This window comes from Caballeronia sp. GAFFF2, from assembly GCF_023631485.1.
Classification (GTDB): domain Bacteria; phylum Pseudomonadota; class Gammaproteobacteria; order Burkholderiales; family Burkholderiaceae; genus Caballeronia.
Window position 1 is genome coordinate 119,648 of sequence record NZ_JALQDA010000012.1, and the last position, 12,371, is coordinate 132,018.

General features: G+C 64.5%; 10 protein-coding genes. All 10 read left to right on the forward strand.

The window, feature by feature from the left end; translation table 11 throughout:
• Positions 1 to 111 precede the first annotated feature (111 nt).
• The 10 genes from NCT04_RS08680 to NCT04_RS08725 all read left to right on the forward strand — a co-directional run bounded on the left by NCT04_RS08680 (position 112) and on the right by NCT04_RS08725 (position 12,303).
• Entirely contained in the window at positions 112 to 1,332 is a 1,221-nt protein-coding gene (locus NCT04_RS08680; RefSeq protein WP_244825382.1) for an MFS transporter, read from the forward strand.
• Positions 1,333 to 1,433: 101 nt separating this feature from the next.
• The gene (locus NCT04_RS08685) at positions 1,434 to 3,938 is read left to right on the forward strand and encodes an acyl-CoA dehydrogenase (RefSeq protein WP_250465017.1); all 2,505 of its coding nucleotides are present in this window, start codon (positions 1,434 to 1,436) and stop codon (positions 3,936 to 3,938) included.
• Positions 3,939 to 3,979: 41 nt separating this feature from the next.
• Complete coding sequence (locus NCT04_RS08690) at positions 3,980 to 5,407, forward strand: 3-oxoacyl-ACP reductase (RefSeq protein WP_250465019.1); 1,428 nt, start codon at positions 3,980 to 3,982, stop codon at positions 5,405 to 5,407.
• Between the two features lie 3 nt (positions 5,408 to 5,410).
• The gene (locus tag NCT04_RS08695) at positions 5,411 to 6,307 is read left to right on the forward strand and encodes a MaoC/PaaZ C-terminal domain-containing protein (protein ID WP_250465021.1); all 897 of its coding nucleotides are present in this window, start codon (positions 5,411 to 5,413) and stop codon (positions 6,305 to 6,307) included.
• Complete coding sequence (locus tag NCT04_RS08700) at positions 6,304 to 7,611, forward strand: acetyl-CoA C-acetyltransferase (protein ID WP_250465023.1); 1,308 nt, start codon at positions 6,304 to 6,306, stop codon at positions 7,609 to 7,611. The genes NCT04_RS08695 and NCT04_RS08700 overlap by 4 nt, the downstream gene beginning before the upstream one ends.
• Positions 7,612 to 7,737: 126 nt before the next feature.
• A complete protein-coding gene (locus tag NCT04_RS08705) occupies positions 7,738 to 9,483 on the forward strand; it encodes an AMP-binding protein (RefSeq protein ID WP_250465025.1) in 1,746 nt (581 codons plus the stop codon).
• Positions 9,484 to 9,508: 25 nt separating this feature from the next.
• The gene (locus NCT04_RS08710; RefSeq protein ID WP_250465027.1) at positions 9,509 to 10,408 is read left to right on the forward strand and encodes a DUF1571 domain-containing protein; all 900 of its coding nucleotides are present in this window, start codon (positions 9,509 to 9,511) and stop codon (positions 10,406 to 10,408) included.
• 191 nt (positions 10,409 to 10,599) lie between these two features.
• Positions 10,600 to 10,845, forward strand: coding sequence for a hypothetical protein (locus NCT04_RS08715; RefSeq protein ID WP_244825389.1), 246 nt, complete (start codon positions 10,600 to 10,602; stop codon positions 10,843 to 10,845).
• A 108-nt stretch (positions 10,846 to 10,953) separates the two neighbouring features.
• Positions 10,954 to 11,742, forward strand: a complete 789-nt coding sequence (surE, locus tag NCT04_RS08720; RefSeq protein ID WP_250465029.1) for a 5'/3'-nucleotidase SurE — start codon at positions 10,954 to 10,956, stop codon at positions 11,740 to 11,742.
• A 111-nt stretch (positions 11,743 to 11,853) separates the two neighbouring features.
• On the forward strand, positions 11,854 to 12,303 hold the full coding sequence (locus NCT04_RS08725) for a DUF2147 domain-containing protein (protein WP_244825391.1): 450 nt from the start codon (positions 11,854 to 11,856) through the stop codon (positions 12,301 to 12,303).
• The last annotated feature ends 68 nt before the right edge of the window (positions 12,304 to 12,371 follow it).

A 12,371-nucleotide genomic window follows, 5' to 3' on the forward strand; every position in this document is an offset into this window, starting at 1 on the left:
TCCTGCAGCTAATTAAACACGGGCGTACACTCAGCTTGCCTGCGGCCGTGCCTGTCCGGCCTCGCCGCTCGCCAGGCAAGCCAATCAATTAATCGAACGGAGACCACGGCAATGAGTTGGACGCGCGAACAACGAAACGTAACGATTGCGGCTTACCTGGGCTGGACACTCGACGCATTCGACTTCTTTCTGATGGTCTTCATATTGAAGGACATCGCCGCCGAATTTAATACCGGCATTCCCAAGGTGGCCTTTGCCATTACGCTTACGCTGGCGGCACGTCCGCTTGGCGCGTTGATCTTCGGGCGGCTTGCGGACAAATTCGGCCGCCGTCCGACATTGATGATCAACATCGCGATTTATTCGCTGCTCGAATTGCTCTCGGGTTTATCGCCGAATCTCACGACTTTGCTGATCTTGCGCTTTCTCTTCGGCGTCGCGATGGGTGGCGAATGGGGCGTCGGCTCCGCGCTGACGATGGAAACCGTGCCGCCTTCCTCGCGCGGCTTCGTCTCGGGCTTGCTGCAGGCGGGATATCCGAGCGGCTACTTGCTCGCGTCGATCGTATTCGGCGTGCTTTATCAGTTCGTCGGCTGGCGCGGGATGTTCTTTGTCGGCGTCGCGCCCGCGCTGCTCGTGCTCTATGTGCGCGCGCACGTGCCGGAATCGCCCGCGTGGCGCGCGCTCGAAAAGCGCAAGCGGCCGGGTCTGCTCGCCACGCTCAAGCAGAACTGGAAGCTCTCGCTTTACGCGATCGTCCTGATGACCGCGTTCAACTTTTTCTCGCATGGCACGCAGGATCTGTATCCGACCTTCCTGCGCGAACAGCATCATTTCGACCCGCACACGGTTTCGCTGATTACCATCGTGCTCAATATCGGCGCGATTGTCGGCGGACTCTTTTTCGGGTCGCTTTCCGAGAAGATCGGACGGCGCGTGGCGATTTTCATCGCCGCGCTGATCGCGTTGCCGGTTCTGTATTTATGGGCGTTCTCGACAGGCCCGGTGATGCTCGCTATCGGCGCGTTCCTCATGCAGATTTCCGTGCAGGGCGCGTGGGGCGTGATTCCAGTGCATCTGAACGAGATTTCGCCGGATGAGATTCGCGCGACGTTTCCGGGGCTCGTTTATCAGCTCGGCAACCTGCTGGCGGCCGTCAATGCGACGATGCAGGCATCGATCGCCGAGGCACACGGCAAGGACTACGGCACGGCAATGGCGATCGTTGCGGGAACCGTCGCTGTCGTGATCGCCGCGTTGATCTTCTTCAGCCGCGAGCGTAGGGGTATCGATATGACGCGCTCGGCGGAGGAAGTGGCGGCGCAGACGTAAGCGAACCATCGGGCGCCACAAGCTATTTTAGAGGGCGATGCCGACGCATTCGGCACGCCCCGTGCTGCTCCTCCGAACCACCGCCGCTTCGGAGACCCGTGATGCTCGCCCTCTTCGTCATCGCTTTCCTCCTTGTCGCTGGCGCGTTGACCTTCGTGCAAGCGTCTGCCGTCGCCTGGCTCGCGGCGCTCGCGATCTGGGTTGCGGCGGGCGCGTTCACCGGCATCGTCGGGCCGATAGTCACCGCGCTGCTGGCCATCGTCTTCGTGCTTCCGGCGCTTCTCCTCTCCATCAAGCCGTTGCGCCGCGTGCTCATCAGCCGGCGGGTGCTGGGCGTATTTCAAAAGATCCTGCCGCAGATGTCGGCCACCGAACGCGACGCCATCGAAGCGGGCACGGTCTGGTGGGACGCCGAACTCTTTTCCGGCCGCCCGCACTGGGACTCGCTCCTCGCTCACGGCGCGCCAAGACTCACGCCGGAAGAACAAAGCTTCATCGACAACGAATGCGCCCATCTCTGTGACATCGCCAACGACTGGGACACCACGACGATCTGGCAGGATCTGTCGCCGCAAGCCTGGGCCTTTATCAAGGAGAAGGGCTTTCTCGGCATGATCATTCCGAAGCAGTACGGCGGAAAGGCGTTCTCCGCTTACGCGCACTCGCAAGTCATCATGAAGCTGTCGACGCATTCGTCGGCGGCGGCGGTCTCGGTGATGGTGCCCAACTCGCTCGGACCCGCCGAATTGCTGCTGCATTACGGCACCGAAGAACAGAAGAACTACTACTTGCCACGCCTCGCGCGCGGCGATGAAATCCCCTGCTTCGCGCTGACGAGTCCGTATGCCGGCTCCGACGCCGCTGCGATTCCCGATGTCGGCGTCGTCTGCCGCGCGATGCACGAAGGCCGCGAGACGCTCGGCTTTCGCGTCACCTGGAACAAGCGCTACATCACGCTCGGACCGATCGCCACCGTGCTCGGCCTTGCCTTTCGCGCGCTCGATCCCGAACGTCTGCTCGGCGGCAACGAAGCGCCCGGCATCACCTGCGCGCTCATTCCGACGACGCATCCCGGCGTGCATATCGGCAGACGTCACTGGCCGCTCAACGCCGTGTTCCAGAACGGCCCGAACTGGGGAACAGACGTTTTCATCCCGATGGAATGGGTTATCGGCGGACGCGAACAGGTCGGACGCGGCTGGCGCATGCTGATGGAATGTCTCGCGGCGGGCCGCGCGATCTCGCTGCCGTCGTCGAATGTCGGCATGGCCAAACTCGCCGTGCGCGGCACCGGCGCCTATGCCGCCGCGCGCCGCCAGTTCCGGACGTCAATCGGACGCTTCGAGGGCATTCAGGAAGCGCTCGGCCGCATGGGCGGCAATCTGTACGTGATGGATGCGGCGCGCCGCCTGTCGGCACAGGCCGTCGATCTCGGCGAAAAGCCCTCGGTGATTTCGGCGATCGCGAAATATCACATCACCGAGCGCGCGCGCAAAGTGATCAACGACGGCATGGACGTGGTCGCGGGCAAGGGCATCTGCATGGGGCCGTCGAATTTTCTCGCGCGCGCGTATCAGCAGATGCCGATCTCGATCACCGTCGAAGGCGCGAACATTTTGACGCGCTGCCTGATCATCTTCGGACAGGGCGCGATTCGCTGTCATCCGTATGTGCTCAAGGAGATGGCGGCCACGCGCGAGCCCGACGCAAAACGCGCACTCACCGACTTCGACGCGGCCTTCTTCGGTCATGCGAGCTTTCTCGCGTCCAACGCGATCCGCAGCCTCGTCTACGCGCTCGGCGGCGGCGTGTCGATCCGCAAACCCGCACAGGCCGACGCGCGCCTCGTCCCGTACTATCGCGCCGCGACACGACTGTCGAGCGCGTTCGCCCTCTTCGCCGATATCTCGATGCTCGCGCTCGGCGGCGAGCTCAAGCGTCGCGAGCGCCTGTCCGCGCGCCTGGGCGACATCCTCGCGCAGCTTTATCTGATCTCCGCGACGCTCAAGCGCTTCGAGGACGACGGCCGCCCGGAAAGCGACCTGCCGCTCGTGCGCTGGGGCGTGGAGGACGCGCTGTATCAGGCGCGGCTCGCCTTCGACGGCTTGCTCGCCAACTATCCGAACCGTGCCGCCGCAGCCTTCTTGCGCGTCTTCGCGTTCCCGTTCGGCCTGCCGCACGCACCCAGCACGGACGCGCTCGGCAACGACGTCGCGCTCCTGATGCAGACGCCCGGCGATGCCCGCAGCCGCCTCGTCGAAGGCTCGCACGTGTCCGCGCTCGAGGACGATCCGATCGCGGTCGGCGAGAAATTGCTCGCGCTCACGCCCGCCGTCGTCGCACTCGAAGCGCGCCTGCGCGACGCCGTGAAATCCGGCAAGACCGCTCCTCTGCCGCAAAGCCCGGACGAGATCGAAGCGTGGGCGCGGCAGGCGACCGCGCTCGGATTGATCGATACGAGCGAGGCGGCTCTGCTCAAAGAATGGGCATCGCTTGCGCGCGAAGCCGTGAAAGTCGATGATTTTTCCGCAGACTTCGGTATCCTCGAAGCATTGCAAAAGCGCAGCGCCGAGATCGAGCAACAAATGCCCGAAACGGTCGCCTGATTTCGAAGCACACCACGCTGCCGACGACCGCTCGCCAATCGATGAAAGACCGCTACCTCGACTTCGTCAATTCGCCCTTCGGCACGAGCATCGCCCGCTCGCTCGGGCTGCCGCGCCCCGAAGCATTGCGCCGCCTGCGCGCAGGCGAAGCCGAGTTCGGCGGTATGGCGGCCATCGGCGCGGGACCGTCGCCGGCACTGTTCGACGACCTCCTCGCGGTGTTGTCCGGCATCGGCATGACGGGCATCGCGCATGACAGCGCGTCCGGATGGCTCGCCGTGGCAAGCCGTCAAGGCGCGATGAGCGGGCGTTTCGAGGCGCGCGCCACCGATTCCAGCCCCGCCAACCGCGTTCAGGCGCTGATCTTCGATGCCACCGGCATTGTCGAAAGCAGCGAACTGCATGCGCTCTACGCCTTCTTCCACGACGCGCTGCGCTCGCTTGCCAGAAGCGGCCGAATCGTCGTGCTCGGCCGCCCGCCCGGCGCTTTGAGCGATCCGCGTGCGGCGACCGCGCAGCGCGCGCTCGAAGGTCTCACGCGCTCGCTCGGCAAGGAAGCGCGCAACGGCAGCACGGCAAATCTGCTGCACGTGAGTCCGCAGGCTTCCATCGAAGGCGCGCTGCGCTTCTTTTTGTCGCCGCGTTCGGCATATGTGTCGGGGCAAGCCGTGCATCTCGAAGGCGCGGCGCCCTCGCCCGCGAACTGGGCCGCGCCGCTCGCCGGAAAGCGCGCGCTCGTGACGGGCGCGGCGCGCGGCATCGGCGCATCGATTGCGGCGGTGCTCGCGGCGCACGGCGCCATCGTTACCGGGCTCGACGTGGCCGCCGCGCGCGACGCGCTCGATCAGACCATGCTCGGCATAGAAGACGCGTCGCCTTCTAACGGCGCGCATACCGCGCTCTATGCCGATATCGCATCGCCCGAAGCGCCCGCCGAACTCGCGGCCGCGCTTGCGGCGTCGGGCGGCATCGATATCGTCGTGCATAACGCGGGCATCACGCGCGACAAGACCATCGCGCGCATGAGCGCAGAGATGTGGGACAGCGTGATCGACATCAATCTGCTCGCGCAGGAACGCATGGACGAAGCCCTGCTCGCGCAGAGCGTGATCGGCGCGGGCGGGCGCATCGTCGCGGTGTCGTCGATCAGCGGCATTGCGGGCAATCGCGGCCAGACCAATTACGCCACCTCGAAAGCCGGCGTGATCGGGCGCGTGCAGAGCATGGCGCCGATACTGCATGCACGCGGCATTACCATCAACGCGGTGGCGCCGGGCTTCATCGAAACGCAAATGACCGCGCGCATGCCATTCGGCGTGCGCGAGGCCGGACGAAGGCTCAACTCGATGGGCCAGGGCGGCTTGCCGGTCGATGTCGCCGAAACCGTGGCATGGCTCGCGAGTCCCGGCAGCGCGGGCGTGACCGGCCAGGTGGTGCGCGTCTGCGGCCAGAGCCTCGTCGGAGCCTGACGGATGCACGTCTCCACGATGCCCCGCCCGCGCACCGTCGTCGTCGATACGCTGCCGTCGCCTGCAAAGCTCTATGGCCGCTTGCTGCCGGGCCTATTCCGGCGCGGCCACGCAACCGATCTGCCCGCGCTACGCCTGATTCGCCCCGACGTGCGGCTCGACCCCGAACATATCGGCCGGTATGCGCGCGTATGCGGCTTCATCCCCGAGCACGGCGTGCCGCTCACGTTCCCGCATGTGCTCGCGTTTCCGCTGCATCTGATGATGCTTACCGATCCGTCATTTCCCTGGTCGGCGCTCGGCGTCGTGCATCTGTCGAACAGCGTGCATCTTCGCCGGCCGCTGCTCGCGGGTCAGGGCTTGCGGATCGAAGTGGAATGCGGACCGCTCGTGCCGCATCCGAAAGGCCAGGCGTTCACGCTGCATACGCGCATCTACCGGCGCGGCGAGGCCGTGTGGGATGGCGACAGCGTCTATCTGAAACGCGGCGTGAAGACCGAAGCCACCGCGCCCGCTGCCGATGCCATCGAGACCAGTACGCCGCTCCTCGTACGCGAAGCGCGCTGGCAGCTTCCCGCGCAACTGGGCCGCGACTACGCGAAGGCTTCCGGCGACTTCAATCCCATTCACCTGCATGCGTTGAGCGCGAAGGCGTTCGGCTTTCAGCGCGCCATCGCGCACGGCATGTGGACGCTTGCGCGCACGCTCGCGGCGCTGCATCCGGTGAAGACGCTCGCATCCGGTCACGCGCACAGCGACTTCAAGCTGCCGCTCTTTCTTCCGGGCGACGCGACGCTGTGGAGCGCGGCGCCCTCGTCCACCGCGCGCGCCTTCGAAGTGCGCGATCTCGCCGGCGACCGGCCGCATTTGCGCGGCGAGTTCGAATGGGAGCTGCCATGAGCACGTCTTCGAACCTCGGGCGCAGAGTCGCGATCATTGGCAGCAACCGGATTCCGTTCGCGCGTTCGAATACGGCTTACGCGACGGCATCGAATCAGGACATGCTGGCCTTCGCGCTGCAAGGTCTCGTCGATCGTTATGATCTACACGGCCTGCGTCTCGGCGAGATCGCGGCGGGCGCGGTCGTCAAGCATTCGCGCGATTTCAATCTCACGCGCGAAGCCGCGCTCTCGACCACGCTGGCGAAGGAAACGCCCGCCTACGATGTTCAGCAGGCCTGCGCCACCGGCCTCGAAACGGTGATTCTGGTCGCCAACAAGATCGCGCTCGGACAGATCGACGTGGGGATCGCAGGGGGCGTGGATACGGCGTCGGACGCGCCCATCGGCGTGAACGAGCGCATGCGCAAGATTTTGCTCGAAGCCAATCGCAGCCGGACGGCGGGCCAGCGCGTGGGCGCGCTCGCGAAGCTGCGGCCCGGCATGTTCTTCAGGCCGACGCTGCCGCGTAACGCCGAGCCGCGCACCGGTCTTTCGATGGGCGAGCATTGCGAACTGATGGCCAAGCGCTGGAAGGTTTCGCGCGAAGCGCAGGACGCGCTCGCGCGGGAAAGTCATCTCAAGCTCGCGGCGGCGTATGAACGCGGCTTCTTCAACGACCTGATGACGCCGTACAAAGGCCAGACGCGCGACAACACGCTGCGGCCCGAGCTTTCGCTCGATCAGCTCGCGCAACTGAAGCCTGTCTTCGATCGCGATGCGGGCACGCTCACCGCCGGCAACTCGACGCCGCTCACCGATGGCGCGTCGGCCGTGCTGCTCGCATCGGAACAATGGGCCGCCGAACGCGGCTTGCCGGTGCAGGCGTACTTGAGTTTGTCGGCATCGGCGGCAGTCGATTTCTTCGACAAGCGCGAAGGTCTCTTGATGGCGCCCGTCCACGCCGTCCCGCCGCTGCTTTCGCGCGCCGGCCTCGCCTTGCAGGACTTCGACTTTTACGAGATTCACGAAGCCTTCGCCGCACAGGTGCTATGCACGCTCGCCGCATGGGAAGACCAAGAGTATTGCGAAACCGTGCTCGGACTCGGGCAGGCGCCAGGCGGCATCGACCGCGCGCGTCTGAACGTGAACGGCAGTTCGCTCGCGACCGGGCATCCGTTCGCGGCGACAGGCGGACGCATCGTCGGCACGCTCGCGAAGATGTTGAGCCATGCGCCCGCTCGCGGCGATGGCCGTCCCACGCGCGGGCTGATCTCGATTTGCGCGGCGGGCGGACAAGGCATCGTCGCGATACTGGAACGCTGAAGCCGCGAGACGCTCGCGGCCCTCAACGCACGTAGCCGACGCAACGCGAGCACGAAGCACACAGCAGAACACAAAGCAGCATGACAAACATAAGGCGCATATAACCCGCGCCAACGGAGACTAAACATGAGTCCGGCACCGGCATCGCCGCGCGGGGCTGTCGAGCCGCATTGCACGGATGGCATCTGGCATGCCTCGTATCCGGCGGGCGTGCCGCGCGATATCGATCCGTCGCGTTACCGTTCGCTCACGCATTTCTTCGATCAAGCGGTCGAGCGCTTTCGCGATCGCGTCGCTTATGTGAGCCTCGGCTCCGAACTCACGTTCGGTGCGCTGCGCGACAAGGCGCTGGCGTTCGCTTCGTATTTGCAAGAGCTCGGCGTCAAACCCGGCGATCGCGTCGCGCTCATGATGCCCAATTCGCTGCCCTATCCCGTGACGCTCTTCGGCGCGCTTGCGGCGGGCGCGATCGTCGTCAACGTGAATCCGCTCTATACGGCGCGCGAACTCGCGTATCAGTTGAAGGATTGCGGCGCGCAGACCATCGTCGTCGCGGAGCCTTTCGCGAAAACATTGCAGGACGCGCAGCGCGGCACGCGCATCCGCCATGTGATCGTGAGCACGCTCGGCGACTTGCTCGGCGACGGCCTTAACCTCAAGGGTCAGGCAATCGATTTCTTTCTGCGTCACGTCAAGAAGAGCGTGCCCGCGTACTCGCTGCCCGAGGCGGTCGGCTTGCGGCAGGCACTCGCGCGCGGCGCCAGGCGCAAGTTCGAGCCGGTGCGCATCGGGCACGGCGATATCGCCTTCATCCAATATACCGGCGGTACCACGGGCGTGGCGAAGGGCGCGATGCTCACGCACCGCAATGTCATCGCCAACGTGATGCAGGCGCTTGCGTGGGCGCGCGCGAGGCTCGTCGATGGCGCCGAAACGGTGGTCACGCCGCTGCCGCTCTATCACATCTATTCGCTGACGATGAATGCGCTCGTGTTCCTCGGCATCGGCGCGCGCAATGTGCTGATCGCCAATCCACGCGATCTCAGCACGTTCATGCGCGCGCTGCGCCGTGAAAACTTCACCGCGATCAGCGCGCTCAACACGCTCTACAACGCGCTGCTCGACAACGACGAATTCCGCGCGCGCGACTTCTCCGCGCTCAAGCTTGCGATGTCGGGCGGCATGGCCACGCAACGCGGCGTCGCCGAACGCTTCGCGAAGCTCACGGGCCTGTCGATCACCGAGGGTTACGGGCTCACCGAATGCTCGCCGCTCGTGTGCGCGAGTCCCATCGGTGTCGAAGACAACATGGCTTTCGATGGCAGCATCGGTCTGCCCGTGCCTTCCACGCTCGTGCGCATGCGCCGCGAAGACGGCGTATGGGCCGACATCGGCGAACGCGGCGAGCTTTGCGTGTGGGGCCCGCAAGTGATGAAAGGCTACTGGAATCGGCCTCTCGAGACCGCGCGGATTATCGGCGCGGACGGCTGGCTCGCCACCGGCGACATCGGCGTGATGGACGCGCGCGGGTTCGTTCGTATCGTCGATCGCAAGAAGGACATGATGATCGTGTCCGGGTTCAACGTGTATCCGAACGAGATCGAGGACGTGCTCGCGGCGCATCCGAAAGTACATTCGGCGGCGGCTATCGGCGTGCCCGACGCGGTGACGGGCGAACGCGTGAAGGTGTTCGTCGTGCGGCGCGACGCCACGCTCACCGTGGAAGAAGTCCTCGCCTTCGCCCGTTTACATCTGACGGGCTACAAGATGCCGGCGTTCGTGGAGTTTCGGGATTCGCTGCCGCTTTCGACCATCGGCAAGGTTTTGCGACGCGAATTACGCGACGCTGAACGCGCGAAACTTAAGGAGTAGCATCACTGGTCCAATCGGAGAACTCATGCCGCCAGTGCCGTCAGTGCAATTGCGCCGCATCACGAACTGGCGGCTCGCCTGTGCGAGCCTGTGTTTTCTGCTGCTCGCGATGTTCGCGCTGTTCGAATCGCACGCGTACGCACAGGTTGCCGCGGACCGCGTCGCCACGCTCGATGCCGATCAGCAGGTTGCGTGGCTGACCGGCGCAGCGGCGAGCGGCGAGCTTGCGGCGCTCGACGACGAGCAACTCGTCACCCTCTTCCAGTCGCTCGATCCTCACACGCTGCCGCGTTACTTGAGCGCGGGCACGCACCGCTTTGCATCGTGCGAATTCACCATGTGGCGGCGCGAACGCGTGAAGGGAAAATGGCCGAAGCGCGCCGACCACATGCTCGTGCGCGTGACGCGCGAACCGCTGCGCATCTACGCGAAATGGCTGCCCGACGGCGCGCATGCGGGCCAGGAGATCATCTACGACGATTCGACGCGTCCCCGTGAGCTATACGGGCATCTGGGCGGGCTGTTCGGCGTGGTGCCCATGTGGACGAAGATCGACGGCGCCTTTGCGCGCGCGCAGTCGAATCATTCGATCCGCGAACTCAGCATCGACGCCATCACGCAGCGTTTCATCGACGAAGGCCGCCGCTTCATCGAAGCGGGCATCACGCGGCCGGCCAGCGTCGATGTGCGGACCGTCGACGGTGTGCGCGTCGTCGCCCTCACCTACGATACGCCGAGCGGCCAGCCCGACTTCTACGCCAAGCGCGAGGTGCTCGGTCTCGATCTGACGCGTCCGCTTTTGCGCAGCATCGAATCGTTCGATAACGACGGCGAGCAGTTCGAAAGCATCGTGCTCGAACGCATCGATCCCAAGCCCTTCGACGACCTGACGTTCGACCCGAAAAATCCCGACTATCGCTTCTGATGGCGGCGCTCTGAAGTGCTCGCTGACTTGACGACACACGCTGTAACGAGCGCGATTTCCCGGCATCGGTTGATTTTAAGTTTCGCCTAAGAATCGGCTTCTAACCTTGCCGGACTTCATCGACATCAACGTCGGCTGCCGGATGTCACCGGCGCCCAGAATCGTCATGTAACAACCAAGGAGTTCGGTCCATGAACCTCCGTTTAGCTTCCGCTTCGGCGCCCGTGCGGGCCATCAAACGGCTGCTCAGCCATCACGAAATCGCCACGCTGCTTTTGCTTTTGCACGCGCCGATCGACGCCATGGCCGCGACGCCGGATGTCGCTTCGTTGCAGGAATATGGCTACGTCGAAATCGTGTCCCCCGAAGCGGGCGCACCGAAAGTCCGGCTGACCGAAGACGGCAATGCCGTATTGCGTGGGTTGGGCGTTCGCTAAAGACGCGCGCTTGGCACGCGCTTGGCACGCGCTCGACACTCATTCGGCGTCGCAATCTCTGTAATAATCGGTTGATCCCATTCACAACCGACCAAGGAGTGATTCGCGATGTCCGCTACTGAACCCATCGTTCAACGTGTGCTGCTCACCAACGACGACGGCATCGACGCCCCCGGCCTTGCCGTGCTCGAAGCCGTCGCCCGCGAAATCGCGCACGAAGTCTGGGTGATCGCACCCGAGCACGATCAGAGCGGCACGTCGCACTCCATCAGTCTTCATTCGCCGTTGCGCGTGTCGCGTCAGGGCGAACGGCGCTTTGGCGTGCAAGGCACACCCGGCGACTGCGTCGTGATGGCCGCGCGCCATCTCATGAAAGATGCGCCGCCCGATCTCGTGCTTTCTGGCATCAATCGCGGTGCGAATCTTGGTGTCGAGACCATGTTCTCCGGCACGGTCGGCGCAGCCATGACAGGCTTGCTGCTCGGCTTGCCGTCCATCGCGTTGAGCCAGACGTTTTCAGATCGCAACAACGTGCGCTGGGACACGGCGAGCGCGCTCGCGCCCGGCGTGATCCGTCAGTTGCTCGCCATCTCGCACGACGCGCCGACGTGTCTCAACGTCAATTTCCCCGATTGCGATGCAGAAGCCGCCGGTCCGCTTACCGTGACGCGGCAAGGCGTCGGGCTCGTGGAAGGTATCGACGTCATCGCGGAAGTCGACCCGCGCGGTCTCGATTACTACTGGCTACGCTTTCAACGCGGCGCACGTGAGAATGCGCCCGACAGCGAGACGGCGAACGTGGCGGCCCGACGCATTGCGGTGACGCCGCTCAATTTCGATCGCACCGACGCCCGCACTTTCGCCACGCTCGAAGCCGGCTTGCGCGGCGCACGGTAGCGCGTTGTTGACTAGAACGTTTCCTCTCAGACGCAAATACGGCTTTCTCGTATGCTGACGCGACCCGCCGTACCAGCGCGCGGGATGACGATTAGAAAAAGGAGACACCCTATGAAGCGTGCGATCAGCCGCGCATGCGCCGCTGCGCTCTTCGCGTTGTCGGCGGCAAGCGCGTTTGCGCAAGCGCCTACGCCCGTTGGCACATGGCAGACTATCGACGATGCCACGGGCAAGCCGAAGGCGATCATTCAGATCGTCGACGACGGCAGCGGCCAGTTGTCGGGACGCGTGGTGCGCGGCATCGGCGAATTCGATCATCCGGAGCGGCGCTGCACGGCCTGCACCGACGAGCGGCGCGATCAACTGGTGAAAGGCATGACCATCATCACCGGTCTTAGGCAGAACGGCGACACCTGGGAAGACGGGCAGATTCTCGACCCTGAAAACGGCAAGCTCTACAAGTGCAAGATGAAGCTCGAGGACGGCGGACAGAAACTCGTGGTGCGCGGGTATATCGGCGTGTCACTCTTGGGGCGCTCGCAGACATGGTTGCGTCAGTGATCTCGCTCAAATGAAAAAACCGGCCAAGGCCGGTTTTCGTTTTGCATCCTCTTTGCAGACGCTTTGCA

What these genes read in the sequence shown, in the direction of transcription:
- NCT04_RS08680 (WP_244825382.1), top strand. Translation starts at nt 112, where the DNA reads ATGAGTTGGACGCGCGAACAACGAAACGTAACGATTGCGGCTTACCTG.
- NCT04_RS08685 (WP_250465017.1), top strand. Translation starts at nt 1,434, where the DNA reads ATGCTCGCCCTCTTCGTCATCGCTTTCCTCCTTGTCGCTGGCGCGTTG.
- NCT04_RS08690 (WP_250465019.1), top strand. Translation starts at nt 3,980, where the DNA reads ATGAAAGACCGCTACCTCGACTTCGTCAATTCGCCCTTCGGCACGAGC.
- NCT04_RS08695 (WP_250465021.1), top strand. Translation starts at nt 5,411, where the DNA reads ATGCACGTCTCCACGATGCCCCGCCCGCGCACCGTCGTCGTCGATACG.
- NCT04_RS08700 (WP_250465023.1), top strand. Translation starts at nt 6,304, where the DNA reads ATGAGCACGTCTTCGAACCTCGGGCGCAGAGTCGCGATCATTGGCAGC.
- NCT04_RS08705 (WP_250465025.1), top strand. Translation starts at nt 7,738, where the DNA reads ATGAGTCCGGCACCGGCATCGCCGCGCGGGGCTGTCGAGCCGCATTGC.
- NCT04_RS08710 (WP_250465027.1), top strand. Translation starts at nt 9,509, where the DNA reads ATGCCGCCAGTGCCGTCAGTGCAATTGCGCCGCATCACGAACTGGCGG.
- NCT04_RS08715 (WP_244825389.1), top strand. Translation starts at nt 10,600, where the DNA reads ATGAACCTCCGTTTAGCTTCCGCTTCGGCGCCCGTGCGGGCCATCAAA.
- surE (WP_250465029.1), top strand. Translation starts at nt 10,954, where the DNA reads ATGTCCGCTACTGAACCCATCGTTCAACGTGTGCTGCTCACCAACGAC.
- NCT04_RS08725 (WP_244825391.1), top strand. Translation starts at nt 11,854, where the DNA reads ATGAAGCGTGCGATCAGCCGCGCATGCGCCGCTGCGCTCTTCGCGTTG.